This is a genomic window from Thiorhodovibrio frisius, assembly GCF_033954835.1.
Lineage (GTDB): Bacteria > Pseudomonadota > Gammaproteobacteria > Chromatiales > Chromatiaceae > Thiorhodovibrio > Thiorhodovibrio frisius.
On record NZ_CP121471.1, the window covers coordinates 2,500,890 to 2,522,168 of the forward strand.

13 protein-coding genes and 1 pseudogene are annotated in these 21,279 nt (G+C 62.0%); 6 read left to right on the forward strand and 8 right to left on the reverse strand.

The features are described 5' to 3' along the window. Window positions 1–75: 75 nt before the first annotated feature. Window positions 76–1,038 (reverse strand): Hsp70 family protein, encoded by a 963-nt coding sequence (locus tag Thiofri_RS11650; protein ID WP_040858622.1) that lies wholly within the window; start codon window positions 1,036–1,038, stop codon window positions 76–78. Window positions 1,039–1,159: 121 nt separating this feature from the next. On the opposite strand from Thiofri_RS11650, the gene Thiofri_RS11655 reads away from it, so the two are divergent. After that, window positions 1,160–2,671, forward strand: a complete 1,512-nt coding sequence (locus tag Thiofri_RS11655) for a transposase (protein WP_009151691.1) — start codon at window positions 1,160–1,162, stop codon at window positions 2,669–2,671. Between the two features lie 98 nt (window positions 2,672–2,769). Here Thiofri_RS11655 and Thiofri_RS24775 read toward each other — a convergent pair. From Thiofri_RS24775 to plsY, 5 genes and pseudogenes are all read right to left on the reverse strand, one after another. Continuing rightward, a pseudogene (locus tag Thiofri_RS24775) lies at window positions 2,770–3,261 on the reverse strand (hypothetical protein); the annotation flags it as partial. Window positions 3,262–3,580: 319 nt separating this feature from the next. Next, window positions 3,581–9,310 (reverse strand): excinuclease ABC subunit UvrA, encoded by a 5,730-nt coding sequence (gene uvrA, locus Thiofri_RS11665; protein WP_009151690.1) that lies wholly within the window; start codon window positions 9,308–9,310, stop codon window positions 3,581–3,583. Between the two features lie 4 nt (window positions 9,311–9,314). Beyond that, on the reverse strand, window positions 9,315–9,701 hold the full coding sequence (locus tag Thiofri_RS11670; RefSeq protein ID WP_009151689.1) for an STAS domain-containing protein: 387 nt from the start codon (window positions 9,699–9,701) through the stop codon (window positions 9,315–9,317). Window positions 9,702–9,846: 145 nt separating this feature from the next. Continuing rightward, the gene (locus Thiofri_RS11675) at window positions 9,847–10,668 is read right to left on the reverse strand and encodes a DMT family transporter (RefSeq protein ID WP_009151688.1); all 822 of its coding nucleotides are present in this window, start codon (window positions 10,666–10,668) and stop codon (window positions 9,847–9,849) included. A gap of 98 nt (window positions 10,669–10,766) precedes the next feature. Continuing rightward, window positions 10,767–11,411 (reverse strand): glycerol-3-phosphate 1-O-acyltransferase PlsY, encoded by a 645-nt coding sequence (gene plsY, locus Thiofri_RS11680; protein WP_009151687.1) that lies wholly within the window; start codon window positions 11,409–11,411, stop codon window positions 10,767–10,769. A gap of 136 nt (window positions 11,412–11,547) precedes the next feature. Between plsY and folB the strand changes: the two genes are divergently transcribed. Then, window positions 11,548–11,907: a dihydroneopterin aldolase gene (gene folB / locus Thiofri_RS11685; RefSeq protein WP_009151686.1), complete on the forward strand. Its 360-nt coding sequence runs from the start codon at window positions 11,548–11,550 to the stop codon at window positions 11,905–11,907. A 3-nt stretch (window positions 11,908–11,910) separates the two neighbouring features. After that, window positions 11,911–12,441, forward strand: coding sequence for a 2-amino-4-hydroxy-6-hydroxymethyldihydropteridine diphosphokinase (gene folK / locus Thiofri_RS11690; protein ID WP_009151685.1), 531 nt, complete (start codon window positions 11,911–11,913; stop codon window positions 12,439–12,441). Between the two features lie 50 nt (window positions 12,442–12,491). Here folK and rsgA read toward each other — a convergent pair whose 3' ends face one another. After that, on the reverse strand, window positions 12,492–13,502 hold the full coding sequence (rsgA, locus tag Thiofri_RS11695; RefSeq protein ID WP_009151684.1) for a ribosome small subunit-dependent GTPase A: 1,011 nt from the start codon (window positions 13,500–13,502) through the stop codon (window positions 12,492–12,494). Between the two features lie 18 nt (window positions 13,503–13,520). Next, a complete protein-coding gene (locus tag Thiofri_RS11700; RefSeq protein WP_009151683.1) occupies window positions 13,521–13,874 on the reverse strand; it encodes a hypothetical protein in 354 nt (117 codons plus the stop codon). An 88-nt stretch (window positions 13,875–13,962) separates the two neighbouring features. On the opposite strand from Thiofri_RS11700, the gene orn reads away from it, so the two are divergent. From orn to asd, 3 genes are all read left to right on the forward strand, one after another. Further along, on the forward strand, window positions 13,963–14,511 hold the full coding sequence (gene orn / locus Thiofri_RS11705; protein ID WP_009151682.1) for an oligoribonuclease: 549 nt from the start codon (window positions 13,963–13,965) through the stop codon (window positions 14,509–14,511). 109 nt (window positions 14,512–14,620) lie between these two features. Then, entirely contained in the window at window positions 14,621–20,011 is a 5,391-nt protein-coding gene (locus Thiofri_RS11710; RefSeq protein WP_009151681.1) for an alpha-2-macroglobulin family protein, read from the forward strand. A gap of 84 nt (window positions 20,012–20,095) precedes the next feature. After that, window positions 20,096–21,214, forward strand: a complete 1,119-nt coding sequence (gene asd / locus Thiofri_RS11715; RefSeq protein ID WP_040858715.1) for an aspartate-semialdehyde dehydrogenase — start codon at window positions 20,096–20,098, stop codon at window positions 21,212–21,214. The last annotated feature ends 65 nt before the right edge of the window (window positions 21,215–21,279 follow it).

The following is a 21,279-nucleotide window of genomic DNA, read 5'->3' on the forward strand; positions in this document are numbered from 1 at the left end:
AAAAGGATGCCAAATATGCGATCAGTACAATCGAAACGAACCATCATGAACCACGATGTTCATAATCGCCAAAATTCACGATTTCAGCTTGCTCTTTAACTTCTCCGCTGAATCCTCCAGTGTGTGAACGAGGTTAGATTTTTGCTTTACTGTTCGCTGTCCCTGAGTTTCATGAACCCCAAGCGTTGCTAAGGTTCTGACTTTCTTGTTGTGGCTTCCGATGACTCCAAAGCTGACTGGGATCGCTAAAAACCAGACAATGACCGCAATGGCGCCTGCTGCCAAACTCACGAGAAAGATCAGGATCATAATTACGGCTGCAGCCCAACCTGAATAAAGCAATCCAAAAGGTCCCAACAACAAAGTTAAGACAAAGCCAAGCGCCTGGCTTTTTGAATGTGCTTCGATATAGTCAATAATCGCTTGCGCACCAGGCGTGGTTTTTGTTTGTGGTTGATCTGACGCAGGGTGAGGCTGTTCGGACTTTTCATTCCAAGACGTGGCGACTTTTTCGCCTAGCAGAGCGCGACCATAGATCGCCAAGCCTTTGGCAACTACTTCCGCAGGATTTAAGCTTTGCAAAACAATGTCATTTGGAAAAAGATCACTAAGTGTCTTGCGTGTGTAATGCATTCGCGCTGAACCACCAGCTAGAATGGAGACATTGATCCTTTTCGGAGCGACATCCGCGCGATTGAGAGCCTCCCAAGCCGGATCGGGGAAGCGATGAGTCAGTGCTGCACAGCAGGTCTCGAAATCCTGTGCAGTTAAACGCAAACGCTTTTGGATTCGTAATCCGTGTAAAGTTACGGTTGATTCCACGACATTCTGGCCATCACTTTGAGCGGCTGAGAGCTTTTCCTTGAGCATCCGGGCCGCGCGACGCAGCGCTACTACGTCGCGAGGATGCAACTGGCGTTTTTCAATGTTTGCTTGCTCTACCAGGAAGTCATAGACCGCTTCGTCAAAGTTGCGGCCACCAAGGTCTCTAGTCCCGCCAACACCAAGAACGCGAGGCTTTTCGTTTTTCTTTCTCACGTTTCGGAGTTCAAAAATCGCGCTTTTGTTAAATCAAGTCTCTGTTTATTAAGCAAAAGCGGCCTCATGGATGGTATAATGTCAAGCAGTTGAAACAAGACATCCACCCAAGAGGCCACTGATGAAGACTCCCACATCCGACCTATCCTTGCCAAGTCTGACCGCATCCTTGCTGAGCGACACACGGACCCTAGCCGATAACCTGTTCGCCGACCTGTGGCGCAGCCTGGGGCTCTCCAGGCTGCTCACCAAGCTCGGGTTTCACAAGCGCAGTGGTCTGGAAGCACCGCGGATCGTCTATCTGCTGTTGATCTGGGTGTGGGTTGGGCGCGAGAGTATCGCGCTGTTCGCCCGTCAATCGCTGCGCAGTTTCGCCGATGCCCACAAGGACGCCCTGTATGATGTGCTGGCCCGCGAAGATCTCAATTGGCGCGCCTTTCATGGGGCCGTCGCGCTCAAGGTCTATCGCGCCGGTCAGTTGAAGAACAGTCCCGTACGCGCCTACGTTTTGGACGATTCCGTGAAGACGCGCCGCGGCAAACGGTTGGAAGGCGTCTCGCGGCACTTCGATCATCTCAGTGGGCGCACCGTCAAAGGCCAGCAGGTCCTCACCTTGGGATTGGCCACGCAAGAGGCCTTCCTGCCCCTAGATAGCGACATCTTTATCAGCAACGTCGGGGCGCACCCGCTGAAGGCGGACTTTCACGATGGCCGCAGCGTCGAGGCGCGCCGCTATGCTGAGGCACGTGATCGCACCAAGCCAGAATTGGCTGCGGACATGTTGCGCCGCGCGCTGCGTCAGGGCATCGAGGCCGATGTCCTGCTCGCCGATGCCTGGTTTGGCACCAAGACCATGATCAGCACCGCCTTGGACCTCAACCTCACGGCGATCTTGCGCATGAAGAAAAACGCCATGAAGTACCGCCTGACGACCTGGAAGAATGGCGAGGCGCACACCGCGATGCTCGATGCGAACGGCTTGTATCAGACGAGCGTGCGCAAGCACTGGAAGACCCTCAGCGGCTTGCCCTATCAGTGCCAGTGTTTGGACGTGGAGCTGAGCCTTGAGAACAACGGCGAGGTGCAGTGGATTCCGGTGCGCCTGCTCTTTGTCCGGGGCATCAACCAAGACGCCGACAGTCCTGCTGGGGCGAAATCCTGGGCGCTGTTTCTGAGCACCGACCGCGGTCTCTCCCCGGCGGCGATCTTGGAAACCTATGCCTTGCGCTGGAGCATTGAGGTGTACTTCAAGGAAGCCAAGCAGTCTCTGGGCTTGCTCTGGGAGCAAACCGAGACCTTTGCCTCGCATCTGGCCTCGATCCACTTAACCGCCGTGCGCTATTGCCTGCTGGCGTTCGCCCAGATCCAAGGCGCCGGGACGCGGGTCTGCGAAGTCCGCACGGCCGTCGGCACGCAGCTCAGTGAGCTCGATTTCGCCAAACGCCTGTGGGGCTTTTTCCGCGCCTTGATCGCCGAGGCCGTCGATGGACTCCAGAAGACGCTCGGGCCGGCCGGCACGCTGGTGATGAGCGCCATCGATGAGCGGGTGCAGCGATTCTTTGTCCAGGCATTGCAACTCGATGAGTTTACCCTTCGGTTAGAAGGCGTGGAGCCCGGTTCTATCGAGGCTTGAGCCGGCCAGTATGGCTTTTTTGAACTCCGAAACGTGAGTTTCTTTGTCGTCACAACAGCGACATCCGAAGTGCCTCCGCCAAAGTCATAGACCACCATGGTCTGAGCTTTGTCGACGGACAAATCACCCTTGTAGTGATGGTAATAGATGACGCCCACAGGCTCTTCGCAGCCGCGCACATTTGGAAAGCCAGCATCGGTGGCGATGGTGAGCGTTTCCTCACGCTGTTTTTCAGTCCACTCAGCCGGGTAGCCAACGACAGTCAGCAATTCCTGATTGGCGAGTGAAGCACCGTTGAAATGCTGACGTTCAATTTTCTTCCGGCATCGCCGCAGGAAGATAATGCTAAGTTCGCGGGCGGACAGTCGCCTCTCGGCGACTTCCGACCCGGTTTTGGCTGCGCCTGCTTGACCTACTCCCATTTTGAATTCGAAGTAGGTTCGCTCCGGCGCATCGTCGATTTGCTCCCATGCTTCGGTTCCAAAAAGCTCGATCTTGCCAGCTTCGTCTAGGCGTAGCACCGTCTCTACAAAAGGCTTTCCATCGATTTCCACCATCTCAGGCTCAAAGCGCGATGCGGTGCTGGTCATGGAAAAGACGGTACAACTCGTACCAAAGTCGATACCAAGAATTTTGCTTGTTGTCACGGTGTCGAATACTCCTGCAACTGGAAGAGATGTTAATGCGTGTCTGCGACAATGAATGTCGCAAGTGAAGATAATCAGGCGGTTCTGAGCTTTCTTGGAACAATCGGTGTCCTGTGCTGGCCGACCGAGAGCGGCGGCATTTGGTATGGTCTGGGATTTTACAACCTTGTTGCCCAGCTTTCCGTATTTTGTTGACGTTTTGAGAGATCAGCGGATTTGGGGGTACTGGACGATCAGTGGAGAGCGGATTGCGCAGCGAACGTCAGCGCTCAGGCGGACTGAAATGCTGCCGCAGCGCCTCAGCGGTGTGCCCAATACCGCTTTCTGAAAGCTGGTGAGGCATCCCCTCAGCCACCAGTTCTCCGCCTGCATCGCCGCCTTCCGGCCCCAGATCAATCACCCAGTCGGCGGCGGCGATCAAATCCAGATCATGCTCAATGACCAGCACGGAGTGGCCGACGTTGACCAGTCGCATGAGTACACTGATCAGCCGCTCGACATCAGCCATGTGCAGGCCGACGGTCGGCTCATCGAGCAGGTAGAGCGTTGGGCGGATGGCGGTGCCCTCAAGGCTGGTGCGGGCTTTACCGAGTTCGCTGACCAGTTTGATGCGCTGGGCTTCGCCGCCGGAAAGGGTGGGGCTGGGCTGACCCAGAGTCAGGTAGCCGAGGCCGACGGCTTGCAGCAGTTCGAGCGGTTGGCGGATGGCGGGATGGGCGTGGAAGACTTCGACCGCCTGATTCACCGGCATGGCCAGCACCTCGCCGATGCGGTGGCTGAGGTAGCGAATCGCATTGGTTTCGGCATTGAAACGGCGGCCGCCGCAGACTTCGCACAGATGGGTCACATCGGGCAGGAAGCTCATTTCCAAGCGCTGAAAGCCCTGGCCTTCGCAGGCCTCGCAGCGCCCGCCTTTGGTGTTGAAGGAGAAGCGGCCCGGTCCCCAGCCGAACATGCGCGCCTCGGGTGTGGCGGCGAACAGGCGGCGGATGCTGTCCCAGAAGCCGACGTAGGTGGCGGGGCAGGAGCGCGGGGTTTTGCCGATGGGGGTTTGGTCGACTTCCAGCACTCTGGCGAGGCGTTGCCAGCCGCTGAGTGAGCGGCAGCCGATGACTTCCGCGCGGCGCTGGCCTTTGCTTGCGCGCCCGGTCGGGCCGGCACTGCCGAGCAGGTTGCGCAGGGAGGCACCGATCAGATCCCGCACCAGGGTGGATTTGCCGGAGCCGGAGACGCCGGTCACGCACACCAAGCGCGCGAGCGGGATGTCCAGGTCGAGGTTTTTCAGGTTGTTCAGGGTGGCGTCCTGGATGCGCAGTTGCTGCTTGGGGTCGGGCTGGAGCTTGGATTGGGGTTTGGCATCGATTTGATCGGCTGCGGGGTCAGCGACACGCTCATGCGCTTGCTCGGGATGGGCATGGTCGCGCGCCAGATAGCGCCCGGTGATGGACTCTGGGTTCGCTATCAGCTCGGCGGCGGTGCCGCGCGCGACCAGTCGGCCGCCATGCACGCCAGCGCCCGGGCCTAGGTCGATGATCTCCTCGGCGCGGTGCATGAATTCCTGATCGTGCTCGACCACCAGCACGCTGTTGCCGCGATCACGCAGGTCTTCGAGCGTGGTGAGCAGCCGCTGGTTGTCGCGCGCATGCAGGCCGATACTGGGTTCGTCGAGGATGTAGCAGACGCCGCGCAGGTTGGAGCCAAGCTGGGCGGCGAGGCGAATGCGCTGGGCCTCGCCGCCGGAGAGGGTGGGCGCGGCGCGATCGAGGGTCAGGTAGCCGAGGCCGACTTGTTCGAGAAAGCTGAGCCGGCCGCGCACTTCAGCGAGCAGGTCGGTGGCGATGGCCGCTTCGCGGTCATTGAGCGCCAGATCGGCCAGAAAGGCACCGGCCTGGGTGACGGTCAGGGCGGAGAGCGCGCCGATGGACTGGTCGCGAAAGCGCACTGCCAAGGCTTCCGCGTTCAGGCGCTGGCCGTGGCAGCTTGGGCAGGGTTGGGCGGTGTCGAGTTCCTGCCATTGGCGTTCCTCGCCGCTTTGCTCGGCATCGAAGCCGCTGAGCTCCACGCCGGTGCCGAAGCAGTTCGGGCACCAGCCGTGGCGGGAGTTGTAGGAAAACAGTCGGGGGTCGGGTTCGGCAAAGCCGCGCCCGCAGCCGGGGCAGGTGCGCTGGGTGGAGAAATTGCGCGCCGCGCTGTAGGGCGCGTCGACCGGTCGCACGCGCACCAGACCATCCCCAAGTTCGAGCGCCTGTTTAAGCAGGGCGCGGGATGGTTCTGGCGCGCTCGGGTCGAAACGCAGCGTCCCGACCGGCAGGTCGATGGAATGCTCGCGATAGCGGTCGAGCGCTGGCCAGGCAGCGGTCGGCAGGGGCTCGCCATCGACAACCAGATGCTCATAGCCCTGTTTCGCCGCCCATTCGGCCAGCTCTTTATACAGGCCCTTGCGCGCGATGACCTTGGGCGCGAGCAGTTCGACCTTCTGGCCGCTGAAGCTGTCGAGCACTTGACTCAGAATGGCTTCCCCGCTCTGGGGCGCGACCGGCACTTGGCAATCCGGGCAGTAGGGTACGCCGAGTTTCACATAGAGCAGACGCAGATAATGGTGAATCTCGGTCAGGGTGCCGAGGGTGCTCTTGCGCCCGCCGCGACTGGTGCGTTGCTCGATGGCCACGGTTGGCGGGATGCCGAAGATGGCATCGACCTCGGCCTTGGCGGCCGGCTGCACGAACTGACGGGCATAGGCGTTGAGCGATTCCAGATAACGCCGCTGGCCCTCGGCGAAGAGCACGTCGAAGGCGAGGGTGCTTTTGCCGCTGCCGGACACGCCAGTGATCACGATAAAACGTCCGCGTTCGATGTCCAGCGACAAGTCTTGCAGATTATGCTCGCGCGCATGGCGGATGCCGATGACGCCGGGGGCTTGGGTCTCCTGAGCGGAAATCGCAGCTGCGGCCAGATAGGCTGCCATCGGTGCCTCGGCGACTCGGTCCAGCTCAACCTGGTCCAGCTCGGCCCGTTCCTGCGCTACCGGGTTCAGCGCCGCGCTTGCCTCGGCATCTTCCCTTAATGCCTGTCCGGTGTGGCTGCGCGGATGCTGGGCGAGCGCCTCCGGCGTGCCGGTCGCGACAAGCTCGCCGCCCGCATCGCCGCCTTCGGGTCCAAGATCAATGATCCAGTCGGCCGCACGCATCAGGTCCAGATTGTGCTCGATGACGATCAGCGAATGGCCGGCGTCGAGCAGGCGCTGGAAAGCACCGAGTAGGGTGGCGATGTCGTCTGAGTGCAAACCTGTGGTCGGCTCATCAAGCAGGAACAGCATTCCGCCCGGTGTGTTCATGGTCCCCTTGCGCCGCCGGCCCGCCTTAGCCAGATGGCCAGCCAGCTTGAGCCGCTGCGCCTCGCCGCCGGACAGGGTCGGCACCGGCTGGCCCAAGCGCAGATAGTCCAGTCCGACTTCTTGCAGCGGTCGCAAGGCGCGGGCGATGTCTTTATCCTCACCGAAGGCCGCCAGCGCTTCGGCCACCGTCAATTCGAGAATATCGGCGATATTGGCACCGGGCAGCGGGCTGTCTGCGGGCAGGCGGATGTCGAGCACCTCGGGGCGATAACGCTTGCCGTCGCAGTCCGGGCAGCGCAGATAGACATCCGACAGGAACTGCATCTCCACCTGCTCGAAGCCTGAGCCGCCGCAGCCCGGACAGCGCCCAGGGCCAGAGTTGAAGCTGAAATGCCCGGCCTTGAAGCCGTGCTCGCGGGCTTTTGGAGTGGCGGCGAAGCGCTTGCGCAGCGGGTCGAGTGCGCCGACGTAGCTCGCCGGATTGGAGCGCGCGCTGCGTCCAATCGGCGCCTGATCGATCAGAATCGCATCCTCGATCAGATCGGCGCCCGTAATGGCCGCGCAGTCGCCTGGCTCGGCCTCGGCGTGGCCTTTGATGCGGCTCAGGCCCAGATAGAGCACCTGATGCACCAGGGTCGATTTGCCGGAGCCGGACACGCCTGTGACCACCACCAGTTGGCGCAGCGGAAAATCAACATCCAGGCCCTGTAGATTGTGTTGTGTGGCGCCCTGGACTCGCAATGCCGGGCCATCAGGCTCGGGCGGGCAGGGCGTGCGCGCGCCGCCCACCTGGCGTCGGCCACTCAGATAGGCGCCGGTCAGGGAGTCGGGCTGGTCGAGCAGCGCCGTCGGCGGACCGTTGAACAGCAACTGGCCGCCACGCTCGCCGGGCCCTGGCCCGAGGTCGAGAATCCGGTCGGCGGCGCGGATCAACTGCGGATCATGCTCCACGACGACCAGGGTGTTGCCCTGATCGCGCAGCCGCTTGAGAATGCCGAGCACCCGGTCGAGATCGCGCGGATGCAGGCCGATGCTGGGCTCATCGAGCACAAAGAGCGTATTAACCAGCGAGGTGCCGAGCGCCGTGGTCAGATTGATACGCTGCACCTCGCCGCCCGACAGGGTGCGCGACTGGCGATCGAGCGTCAGATAGGCCAGGCCCACGGTCACCAGATAATTCAGCCGGTTGCGGATGCTATCGAGCAGCAGCCGTAAGGCCTGGTCCATGGCGCCGGGGAATTCCAGGCCGTCGAAAAAGGCCGCCAACCGGCCAATCGGCAAGGTCATCAGATCATGCAGATTCAGCCCCGGCAGTCCCAGCCAGGCCATCTCCGGCATGTGGGCGCGCCCGTGGCGAAAGCGCGCCTGCCGATCCAGCGCCTGGTCGGCCAGCTCGTGCCCGCCGAGACGCCAGTCGAGCGCCTCGTCAATCAGGCGCGCGCCCCGGCAAACCGGGCACATCTCGTAGCTGCGATAACGCGACAGCAGCACCCGCACATGCATCTTGTAGGCGCGACTTTCCAGCCAGTCAAAAAAGCGCGTCAGCCCATACCAGACCGACTGATTGGCATCTGGGGTCCAGTCGCCTTCGCCCTCGATCACCCAACGGCGGTCGTGATCGGTCAGCGCGGACCAGGGGATGTCGGTCGGAATGCCCCGGCGGTGCGCCTGTCCGATGAGATCCTCCCGCACCTCGGCATAGCCATCAGACTGGATCGGTTTGACCGCGCCTTCGAGCAGAGACTTGCTGTGATCCGGAATCACCAGATTCCAGTCGATGCCGATCACCCGGCCGAAACCGCGACAGCTCGGGCAGGCACCGGCCGGGGAGTTGAAGGAGAACAGTCCCGGGCGCGGCTCCTGATAGCGAATATCGCAATCCGGGCAATGGCGAGCGGCCGAGAAAGGCCAGGGCGCGAGCGGCTGGCGTTCGCCATCCAGTGGATAAACCCGGAGTTGCCCGCGCCCTTGATCCAGCGCGGCTTCGATGGCCTCCAGTGCGCGCTCGCGGTTGTCTTCGCTCAGGCGCAGTCGGTCTTGAATGACCTCGATGCGCTCGGGCGACTCGCTTAAAGTTCGCGCATAGCCCTGCTGCGCCAGCAATTCCTTGACCTGTTCGACCGACAGGCTTTCCGGCACCATGACCGAGAAACAGATCAGCGCGCGCGGCGGCTGCCCATCGACAGACTGCGTCTCGCCCCGCCGCCGCAGCTCCGCCCAAATACTCGCCGGCGAATCGCTGCGCACCTCATGCCCGCAGCCATGGCAGAACAGCCGGGATGCGCGCGCAAACAGGAGCTTGAGATGATCATTCAGCTCCGTCATGGTACCCACGGTGGAGCGCGAGGTGCGCACCGGATTGGTCTGATCAATCGCAATCGCTGGCGGAATCCCCTCAATGCGATCCGCCGCCGGTCGATCCATGCGGTCGAGAAACTGCCGCGCATAGGGCGAGAAGGTCTCGACATAACGCCGCTGCCCCTCGGCATACAAGGTATCGAAAGCCAGCGACGACTTGCCACAACCGGACACGCCAGTGACCAGGATCAGCTCACCCAGCGGCAGGTCGAGATCAAGATTCTTGAGATTATGCTGGCGCACACCGCGCAGCAGGATGTAGTCAACGGTCTGGTTAATACGAATTTTCTGTTTCGACACGCGATCACAGCTTCTGAGTTTCGTCTCTTTCGACCATCTGCTGCATGGCGTCGAGATACTCGTCCAACTCCGCCAGGCTGGCAAAGATATCCATGGATGGCAGAGCGTTTATGATATCGAACACCTTGCGGACCGGGGGCTGAAGGTTCATGAAGCTGAGCTTGGCTTCCGTGCGCTTAAGATCTTTCTTGGCCTTGAGAAACACGCGAATCCCCGCGCTGCTGATATAGCCCAATTGGTCCAAATCGAGCACCACGAGCTTGGGCTCAAGCGCGATCACCTCATTGAGCACTTGCTCCAGTTTTTGCGACGTATCTGAATTTAACGCGCCGACGGGATAGACGATGTAGGCGTCATCGCCTTTGGATTTGAAACTGACATTCAGGTTCATGATGCGTCTCTCGGTGACTGGGATCGTGGTGGCCGATCTTGTAATCGATGCATCCAGGTCGCGCGATCCTGCTGCCATCGCGGCAGTACCCTGTTGCTTTGGGCCTTCGTTGGGAGTCTATCGACGCGGTTGGGCGGCAGCAAGCTTATTCACTGATCGAAAGCCGGGCACTGCATCGCCTGTTGCTCAACACAGTGATCAAGCCGGCAATGACGATGGCCAAGCCGCCAACCAGGTCGGACAGGGCGAGTTGTTCGCCAGCGATAAGTGCGGCGGATAAGGCGCCCACGATCAGTTCGGTGAGCAGCAGCACCGAGGATTGCTGGACGGGCAGGGCGCTGACGCCGATTTGTACGGTGGCGATCATGCTGCTCATCCAGAACAGACCAAGAACCAGGCTGGCGAGGACGGCGATGGGCGGGAAGCTCATTGGCAAGGCCATTGACATTCCGGCGGCGAGTGCCAGGGGCGACACCAAGGCCACTGCGGCGAGATTTTTCAGTCTTGCCGGGATTGATTGTGTTGCGCGCAACTGGACATTGGTCAGCGCGAAGCCAAAACCGGCGATCAGGCCAAGCAGGTCGGCGCGACTGATCGCGGCGGAACCGGCATCCAGGTCCGTGATCAGCATCAGGGCGGCACCAGCCAATGCCAGGGTAAGGGCGGCAGGGGTGTAGCGTGCAAGAGGTTCGGCGAGCAGCCAGCGGGCCAGGATGACCGACCATAGCGGGGAGAGGTAGAACAACAGCAAGACGCGGGCAACCTCGCCCTCGATGACGCCGATGTTGAAGGCGATGCCGGAGGTTGCCCCCGAGAGTCCAATGCCGGTCAGTCGCAGCCAATCGGAGGCCGGTCTTGGTGCGATCAGATCCGCACGCGCAAGCCAGCCCAGTGCGCCGCTGGAGGCCAGGTAAATGATGCCGATGCCCCAGAGCACCGGCAGGCCGGCTTGCTCAATGAGCCGCAAAGGCAGCCAGTACAGGCCCCACAGAGTTGCGCCAAATAGCAGGGCGAGGATGCTTCGCCCTGTTTGGAGTTGGGAAGGGACCTGGAATTGCGCCTGGCTCAGGCAGAACCCGCCGGCCCGGATTGGCCGCCGATGCTGTCTTCGCTGCCGTCGAGCAGCTTGCGGATGTTGCTGCGATGACGCCAGAACAGGATGCCGGTGATGATCAGTTGCATGCCGATCAGCTCGGGCTGCGGGCGGAAGAACCAGACAATGAAGGGAGCCAGCGCCATTGAGATGAGCGCTGAGAGCGAGGAGATTTTGAGTCCCTTGGCGACAAAGAGCCAGATGCCGGCCACGCACAGGCCCACCGGCCAGTAGAGGCCAAACTGCACCCCAAGTGCGGTCGCCACCCCTTTGCCACCGCGAAAGCCGAAGAACACCGGGTACAGATGTCCGAGAAAGGCCGCCAGGCCCGCGGCGGCAAGACTCTCTGGGCCCACGCCAAGCAGATGCGCCGCCAACATTGGCAGCAGACCCTTTAAGCTGTCGCCGAGCAGGGTGATGGCAGCGGCCCGCTTGCCCTTATCGCCGCCGATGCGCAGCACATTGGTCGCGCCCGGGTTGCCGGAGCCCTCGGTGCGCGGGTCGGGCAGGCCCATGAGGCGGCACACGATAATGGCGCTTGAGACTGAGCCGAGCAGATAGGCCGTCACAATGAGCGCTGCGGGAAGGGCTAGGGCAAGAATGTTCATGGCCGCCATTTGACTGGCTGGATGCCTTGCGGTCAAGTGTCGGACTTGCGGTGAGGCCGCTCATGCGTCGATCAGGGCTGGCCATGTCAGTGTCTATGCCCTATCCTCGCTGACGAAAAATCAGAGGGAATACACACCGACGCACATGGATATTGTTTTTCTAACCGGCCTGCGCATCGAGACAACCATTGGCATTTACGATTGGGAGAAGACAATCCGTCAGCCGGTGATTCTGGATCTCGAAATGGCCGCCGATGTGGCTGCTGCGGCTGCGAGTGATCGCATCGAGCATGCACTCAACTACAAAGCAGTCGCCAAGCGGCTCAAAGAGTTCGTCGGCGACTCTCGCTTTGAGTTGGTTGAGACCCTGGCCGATGCCTGCGCGCGCCTGATCCGCGAGGAATTCAGCGTGCCTTGGGTGCGCCTGCGCTTGAACAAAATCGGCGCGGTGACCGACGCCGAGGGTGTTGGCGTGATCATCGAGCGGGGCCAGAGGCCCGTTTAAGCCATGCGTTGTTGGATCGGTGTTGGCAGTAACCTGCGTCGCGAAGCTTCGATTCGCGGTGGCCTGCGTGATCTGCATCAGCGTTTTGGCGATCTGCTCATCTCGCCGGTCTTTGAAACCCAGGCTGTGGGGACTGAGGGGCCGCCGTTTTTCAATTTAGTGGTTGGCATTGACACCGAACTTAGTCTTACCGCCATTAATGCCCTGTTGTACGCCATCGAGGACACCCATGGGCGAATCCGTGGCAAGGATAAGTTCGCCCCGCGCACGCTCGATCTGGATTTGCTCACTTATGGTCGCATGACTGGTGTGATCGAGGGCTATCAGGTGCCGCGCTCGGAAATTCTTGATTACGCCTTCGTGCTGGCGCCCCTAGCTGCGGTGGCCCCGCAGGAAGGCCATCCGGAGCTAGGCCAGAGCTACGCCGATCTGTGGCGCGCGTTCGACCTTCTCGGGCGTGATCAGCCGGAACCCAAAGAAGTGCCGTTCGAGCCGGCTGTCGCTATTGCCAGCTCTCCGGCAGAGGCCAATTGATTCGCCAACCATGCCAGAAATCCTTCACCCTCGAAACCCGGGCGATCCGACTAAAGCCTGTGGATCAGGCGTTGAAAGGCTTCCCAGCGCTCGCTTGTGATCTCCCCCGACTCGATAGCGGCGCGAATGGCGCAGTCGGGCTCGACGCCGTGATGGCAATCGGCAAATCGACATTGGCCGAGATGGGGGCGGAACTCGCGAAATCCCTGTTCTAGGGCCGTCTGGCTAAGCGGTGGCAGCCGAAAGCTGCGCACACCGGGGGAGTCGATCAGGTGTCCGCCGTCCGGCAGGCGATAACAGCTGGCGGTCGAGGTGGTATGGCGGCCGCGACCGGTTGCCTGTGACAACTGTCCGATTCGCACCTCCTGATCGGGCAACAAGGCTTGGGTGATAGAGGATTTGCCGACCCCGGACTGACCGACCAGCATGCTGAGTTCCCCGCGCAAGACCTCGCGCAGGGGCTCCAGGCCGCCGGGGTCGCGGGCGCTGACCTGGAGCAGTGGGTAGCCGATGCGGCGATACAGCGACAGGCGCTCCAGCAGCAGTTGTGCTGGCGCATCGGCCAGTAAATCCGACTTGTTGCACAGGAGCAGCGCCCGAACTCCAATGTGCTCGGCGGTGATGAGATATTGATCGATCAGATCGCCCGCCGGTGGTGGCTCGGGGGCGACGACAATGGCGACCTGGGTCAGATTCGCTGCCAGGGGTTTGTTTCGCCCGGTGCCATCCGGACGGCTCAGCAGGCTCTGCCGTGGCTCGAGCGCGGTGACAAGGCCCATTCCCGCATCCGTGGGTGTCCAGCTGACGCGATCCCCGCAGACCGGGTCGCCGATGTGGCGACGGCTGACGCAGTGGAAAACCTGTCCATGGTCGTTTTCCACTGCCAGATTGGCGCCATGACGCGCGACGACAAGTCCCGTCTGAGGCAGTCCGGTCTGAAGGGCCTGATCTGCGGGATCAGCCAGGTCTTGCTCGCGGCGAATGTCATCGCGCTGACGGCGCCGTTCCTGAATCGCCCTGACGCGCTTCAGTTGTTGCTCAGAGAGGCGTCGCCGTGGCATCTTGACTTGCGGATGCGCTCAGGGCTTGAAGTGGTAATATTGCGAATTCAAACGATGGGTAACGGACATGACCTCCTCATCAAACCATTGCAGCTCAAGCGAGTTTGCGCAGCGCTGCACCTGGGTCTCAAGCCCGTCCAGAGATTCGATGCGCCGGTCATTGCGTGTGTAGACCTCACTGCCATGGCATTTGGTGCAATTGGATTCGATCAGCCTTTGCGCCTGGGCTGTCGGCTCTGTGGCAGGCTCCGAGGCGGCATCGGCTGCGGCCAAGGCTGCGATTGGGAGCAGCAGGGCGGATGCGAACAGGGCTTTGGTCAGAATCGGAAATGACTTCGGCAACAACGAGCAATGCGTGAGTTGAGTCTTCATTTAGCGGTCTCCTGTGGTTCAATACGCGCAAGGGGCAGAACCTGGGTTGCCTGACCCAAACGCGCGATTTGACGGAACCTGACATATCATGGCGGCAAGCGAAGATAACCTGATCTGGATGGATCTGGAAATGACCGGGCTCGATCCTTTTACGGATCGCATCCTGGAGATGGCGGTGATTATCACCGACAGTCAACTTAAAGTGGTAGCCGAGGGGCCCTGCATTGCCATCCGTCAGTCCGAAGAAGTCCTCGCGGCCATGGATGACTGGAACCGCGAGCACCATGGTGAGTCTGGCTTAATCGAGCGGGTGCGCTTTAGCGAGTCCGACGAGGCCGAGGCTGAGCAGGAGATGTTGCGCTTTTTGCAACGTCACTGCCAGGCCGGCAAATCGCCGCTGTGCGGCAACAGTATTTGTCAGGATCGCCGTTTTCTCGCTCGCTTCATGCCGCGGCTCGAGGCATTTTTTCATTATCGCAATCTCGATGTCAGCACGCTCAAGATTCTCGCCCAACGCTGGGCGCCGGCGGTGGTGGACGGCTTCAAAAAGGACAATCGGCACCAGGCCCTGGCCGATATCCGCGAGTCCATCACCGAACTCAAGCACTACCGGGCCGAATTTCTGCGGGTGGATTGAGCCGACCTGGCTCGGTCTTGGAGAGGCCACTTGGGAGAGGGAACCTCCCGAAAAACAACACCGCGATCAAGCTATTGCCCTATCAGGCCAGTTACGGAGATTCGCCCTCATGTTGACATCCGCCGGATTTCGCCACCTGGCCACAGCCGCCTGGCTGCCGCTGATTGTGATCCAACTGCTGCTGCCCGCCGCACCGCTTCCAGCTGCGGCGGCCGCAAATACTGCCTGGCCACCAACGACTGACGCACTGGCTTTTCTGCCGACGTCCTTTCTTGACGAGGCTGCAAAACAGCGCGCCCGCCTGCAATCCAACCCGGCAGACGCCAACAAGCCTCCGCCGGCAACGCTGCTGCAACAGGCCGAGGCTGCGCGCGAGAACAAAAACCCCCAACAGGCCGTCAAACTCTGCACCCAGGCGCTGCAACTGGGCGGGGCTGATCGCTATGCGGCCTGGTTTGGCCTGTCGCGCGCGGCCGTGGCCTATCGGCCCGATAACTGGAACGAACGCCGGCAAATGCAGCGCGAGGCCAGCGCTGCCGCCATTAATGCCTATCTGAGCGCCAACACCCAAGCCGGAGCCTCACATGCCCTGGCCTCCCTTGGGCAGGCACTGGAGTTACGCTCGGACTGGCGCGCTGCCATCCGCGCTTGGCGCGCGTCTCTGGCAGTGGCGGACAACGCGAATTATCGCGAGCATCTGGATAAGCTCATCGCCAAGCACGGCTTTCGCATCACCGGCCATGAGGTTTCCTCGGATGCTAGCGACCCGCGCATCTGCGTGCAATTTTCCGATGTGCTGGCCCTGGATGGGGAAGAGCATGGCGCGCCCCTGTCGGACTATGTCACGCTCGATCACGCTGATCTCGCCATCGAGCCTGAGGAGCGTGCCATCTGCATCGACGGCGTGCGTCATGGCGAGCGCTATCGCATCGGCCTGCGCGCCGGGCTGCCGGCGCACGATGGGGAGAAGCTCTCAAAGACGGTGGAGCTGGAAGTCTACGTGCGCGACCGTCGGCCCTCGGTGCATTTTCCCGGTCGTGCCTATGTGTTGCCGAGTGGCGGTGGGGCCAGTCTGCCGATTGTTTCGGTCAATACCGATGTGATCCAGGGCCAGCTTTATCGCATTGGTGATCGCGCCCTTGGTGCCTTCGCAGCGGAAGAAAACCTGTTTGAAACCCTCAACGAAGACAGCGCGAACGAGCTGGCAGAGCGCTCCGGCGAGGAACTCTGGAAAGGCGAGTTCGATGTCAGCAATGAACTCAACAAGGACATTACCTCCACCCTGCCACTGGCTGAGTTGATTGACGAGACCGGGCTGACACCCGGCATCTATGTGCTGACCGCGCGCTCGCGCGAGCGCCTGGATCAGGATTACAGCTTCGCCACCCAGTGGTTTTTGATCTCTGATCTGGGCCTCACGGCGCTCTCCGGTGACGATGGCTTGCATGCACTGGTGCGCTCGCTGGCCACCGCCGAGCCGCTGGCCGATGTGCGCCTGCGCCTGCTGGCGGTGAATCAACAAGTACTGGGCGAGGCGCGCACCGACGCACGCGGCCATGCGCGTTTCGACCCCGGCCTGCTGCGCGGCACCGGAGGGAATCGCGCCGCCTTGCTGACGGCCGAGAGCCCGGTCGGTGACTATGGCTTTCTGGATCTCAGCTCCAGCCCCTTCGATCTGACCGACCGGGGCGTGGCGGGCCGTCCAGCACCTGGGCCGATTGATGTCTTTCTCACCACCGAGCGCGGTGTTTATCGCCCCGGCGAGCAGGTCGCGCTCACAGCCCTGGCGCGCGACCCCCAATCACGCGCGATTCCCGATCTGCCACTCACCTTCATCGTCAAGCGTCCCGATGGGGTTGAATTCTTGCGGCAACCGGTCCCGGACCAGGGGCTCGGCGCCCATGCATTGGAGCTTGCCTTGTTGCCGGATGCCATGCGCGGCACTTGGCAGACGGCGGTGCATCTCGATCCAAAAGAGCCCGCGCTGGCGCGCACCTCCTTTATGGTCGAGGACTTCGAGCCCGAGCGCTTGGAATTCGATCTCGACACCCAGGTCAAGCAGATCGATCCACTCAATCCGCCCTCGCTGCAGCTGGACGCGCGCTATCTCTACGGCGCGCCAGCCGCCAATCTGCGCGTCGAAGGCCAGGCGCGGGTCATTGCGAGCGACGCTCTGGCGGCATTTCCCGGCTATCGCTTCGGGCTGGCGGACGAGGATTTTACGCCCGAACTCGAGCTCTTCGATGGTACCGAGACTGACGCCGAGGGTCGCGCTGAGCTGGCGGTCGAACTGCCCGACGCGATCTCGGCCAGCCAGCCGCTGCGCGCCGACATCAGTGTGCGGGTCATCGAGGCCAGCGGTCGACCGGTCGAGCGCGAGCTGAAACTGCCACTGGTTGACAGTCGCGCGCGTCTGGGCGTCAAGCCACTCTTTGATGGCGCGCTGCCGGAAGGCGACAAGGCCGAATTTGAACTCATCGCGCTGGATGCCGATGGCCAGCCCATGGCGGCGACCAATCTGGCCTGGACGCTGTCGCGGGTCACGACCTCATTCCAGTGGTATCAGCGCGATGGCGACTGGCGCTTCGAGCCCATCAAAGAGCGACGCCGCGTCGCCAGCGGCGCCCTGGACCTCAGCGCCCCGAACCCAGCCAAATTGGAAATGCCGGTTGACTGGGGCGCCTATGAGCTGGAGGTGAAGGGCAGGGCGGGCGCTTTGGTGCCAGTCAGTCTTGCTTTCCACGCCGGCTGGTATGTCTCGCCCAAAGCCTACGACACCCCGGATGCCGTCAAATTGGTGTTAGACAAGGCCCAATACCGCCTCGGCGAGACGGCGCGAGTGCATCTGGAACCGCGCTTCCCGGGCCTGGCACTGGTCATGGTGATCAACCAGGGCATTGTCAGCATGCACCCGGTGCAGGTCTCGGAGCAGGGCGCCGAGATTGAACTCCCAGTCACCGCCGACTGGGGCAGCGGCGCTTATCTCACGGCCGCGCTCTATCGTCCGCTTGATGTCGCGGCCAAACGCATGCCCCAGCGTGCCCTCGGGCTGCAATGGGCGGGTGTTGATCCTGGCCCGAGGCGACTCGACCTGGCGCTGGATGTGCCCAAACAAGTGGAGCCGCGGGGTCCGCTGCCGATCACACTCCAGATTGCCAATCTGCCTGCCGGAGAGCCGGCCAATCTGACGCTTGCCGCCGTCGATGAGGGCATTTTGAATCTGACCGATTTCAAAACCCCGGCGCCGGATAACTGGTACTTCGGCCAGCGCAGCCTGGCGTTCGAGATTCGGGATCTTTACGGGCGCCTGATCGACCCCATGCAGGGCGAACCGGGTCGGCTGCGCACCGGTGGCGACAGCGCGGCCTTGATGCGCGTCGACGGCCCGCCGCCGAGCGAGGCCTTGCTCGCCTTCTACTCCGGCGTGCTGGCGGCTGATGCAGAAGGGCGCGCCCAGGTGAGTTTTGATCTGCCCGACTTCAACGGTCGCGCGCGCATCATGGCCATGGCCTGGAGCGCTGATGGCGTCGGTCATGCTGCCAGCGACACTCTGATTCGCGATCCCATCGTGCTCAGCGCCTCGTTGCCGCGCTTCCTCGCGCCTGACGACAGCTCACGGCTACTGGTCGATCTGACCCATGTCGAGGGGCCTTCGGGGCGGGTGCGCCTGGAGCTTGCCAGCGACGGGGTGACGCTGGCGCTGAATGGACCCGCAGCGGCCGAGTTCGAGCTTGCGCCCGAAGGCCGCGCGCGAGCGGAATTTCCCCTCAAGGCGCTAGCCTCCGGCAATGGTCAGCTCGATCTGGTGCTCACCACCCCAGATGGCAAAAGGCTAACCAAAACCTTGCGGCTCCAGGTGCGGGATCTGACCCCGCCGGTGCAGTTTAGCGAGCAGCGTGAGATTGCCCCGCGTGGCCCCGGTCTGGAACTCGGCGCCGGACTGCTAGGCGAAGCCGCGCAGCATGCCCTGGTAGCCGGGTCCGAGTCCTGGCAGGTCTCGGTCACAGGTGCCGGCGGGCTTGATGTGGTGGGTCTGCTGCAAGCGCTTGATCGCTATCCCTACGGCTGTTCAGAGCAACTCACCAGTCGCGCGTTGCCGCTGCTCTATGTCGATAGCCTGGCGCTCGGCTCCATTGTTGAACCGGCGCGGGAACCGGGGCAGGGCAGCGATGAAAAACTGAGGGAACGGATCGCTCAGGCCATTCGCGAGTTGATCGGCAAGCAGGCGAGCGACGGCGGCTTCGGCCTCTGGTCGCCGCATGACGGCGTCGACCAAGAGCAGGAACTCTGGCTGGACGCCTATGTGACCGACTTCCTGACGCGCGCGACCGAGCAGGGCTATGACACACCCGAGACTGCCTTTTCCCTGGCACTCGATAACCTGAAAAACCAAATCGCCTACAGCTCAGACTTTGACGACGGCGGCCAGGGTATCGCCTACGCCCTCTATGTGTTGGCGCGCAATGGACGCATCTCGCTTGGCGATATTCGCTATTACTTTGAGACCAAGCTCGATGCCTTCGCCACGCCCATGGCGCGCGCCCAAGTCGGCGCGGCGCTGGCGCTCCAGGGCGCGCAACCGCGTGCCCGTCAGGCGTTTGAATCTGCCTACCAACTCTGGCAACAGCAGAGGGCCGACCTGGAAGATGCCGGCTGGCGATCAGACTTCGGCTCCCATCTGCGCGATGGCGCGGCCCTGCTCGCGCTCACGGCTGAACTTCTGCCGGATGCCCTGCCGCTGGCTGAACTGGCGCAGGAGGTGAACGCGCAGGCTACGACCAAAACCGAGGGCGGCGGTCTGAGCCAAAATCTGAGCACCCAGGAGCAAGTCTGGCTGGTGCTGGCCGCGCGGGCACAGATGACCGGTGCCGCGGCCCCCGAGCTCGAGATCGACGGCCAGCCCCACGCAGGCCCTTGGAGCGGACGCTATGATGCTGTTGACCTGGCCACCGAGCCCTTGGTGATCGCCAATACCGGCGAGCAAGCGCAAACCGCCATTGTCACCATCACCGGTCAGCCGCGTACCCCGCCACCCGCCGGCGGACAAGGCTATCGCATCAGTCGCCACTACTATGATCTATTCGGCGCGCCGGTGGATGCGCGCGAGGTCACCCAAGGTGCGCGCCTGATCGCGGTGCTCGACATCACCGCCGATCGGCGCGGTGCCGCGCGTCTGATGGTCGAAGACCCGCTGCCGGCTGGTTTCGAGATTGACAACCCGCATCTGCTTGCCGCCGGTGATCTGAGTGGGCTGCCCGGTCTGCAACAAGGGCCCGAGCCCCTGACGCAGCCCAGTTACCAGGCTTTCCTGGCTGATCGCATGTTGGCTGCGGTCACCCGTGATGGCAGCGACCCCGAGCATTTCCGCCTGGCCTACGCCGTGCGCGCGGTCTCGCCCGGACGCTTTGACCATCCACAGGCGCGGGTGGATGATATGTACCGACCGCAACAGCGCGCCTGGACGGATGCCGGCGAGGTGCAGATTGCACCATCGCGCTAAGGTTCGCGTTGGTCACGCCAAAACGCCTTTGCGACTGGTATAGAATAGGGCGAAATAGACAGACTAGGGGGTCGGATGGATCGCATTAATAGGGTAGGTTTCGTTGGCTGGCGCGGCATGGTCGGCTCGGTACTCATGGAGCGAATGCGCGCGGAGGGCGACTTTGCGCACATCGCGGAGCCGGTGTTTTTCTCCACCTCTCAGCAGGGTGAGCCCGGCCCGGATGTTGGCATTGGGGCCGAGCCACTGCGCGATGCGAATGACCTTGACGCACTCACGGCGATGGATGCCATCGTCACCTGTCAGGGCGGCGATTTCACGGGTGCGGTTTACAGCCCGCTGCGCCAGCGTGGCTGGAAGGGGTATTGGATCGACGCCGCCTCCAGCCTGCGCATGAAGCCTGAGAGCACCATTGTGCTCGATCCAGTCAATCGCGCGCTGATCCAGGACGCCCTGCACGCCGGACGGCGCGATTTCATCGGCGGCAACTGCACCGTTAGCCTCATGCTCATGGCGATCGGCGAGTTGCTGCGCCGCGACCTGGTCGACTGGGTCAGCGCCATGACCTACCAGGCCGCATCCGGAGCGGGCGCCCGCCACATGCGCGAGCTGCTCATCCAAATGGGCGCCCTGCATGCATCCGTGGCCAGTCAGCTCGACAATCCCGAAAGTGCCATTCTGGATATTGATCGCGCCGTGACCGACTGCATGCGCACGCCGTCTTTTCCTGACGCACTCTTCACCGTCCCCCTTGCTGGTAGCCTGATCCCCTGGATTGACAAAGCCATGCCAGGCGGACAAAGTCGCGAGGAATGGAAGGCCGGGGTGGAAACGAATAAGATTCTCGGTCGCAATGAAAGCCAGCACATCCCCGTCGATGGCTTGTGCGTGCGAGTTGGCGCCATGCGTTGCCACAGCCAGGGTTTGACCATTAAGCTAAAGCAGGCCATGCCCGAGGATGAACTTGCCGGTATCGTTGCCAGCGCCAACTCTTGGGTACGTCTGATTCCAAACGAACGCGAGGCGACCATTGCCGGCCTGTCGCCAGCCATGGTCAGTGGCACCCTGGATGTTCCCATCGGACGGCTGCATCCGCTCACCATGGGCCCTGAATACTTCGGCGCCTTCACTGTGGGCGATCAGCTTCTCTGGGGTGCGGCCGAGCCGTTACGGCGCATGCTAAAGTTGTTGCTCGAGCAATAATCGATGGAATTTCGCGCATTGGTATCACACAAATGCCGATTATCTGTTACTTTATAGAGAAATAA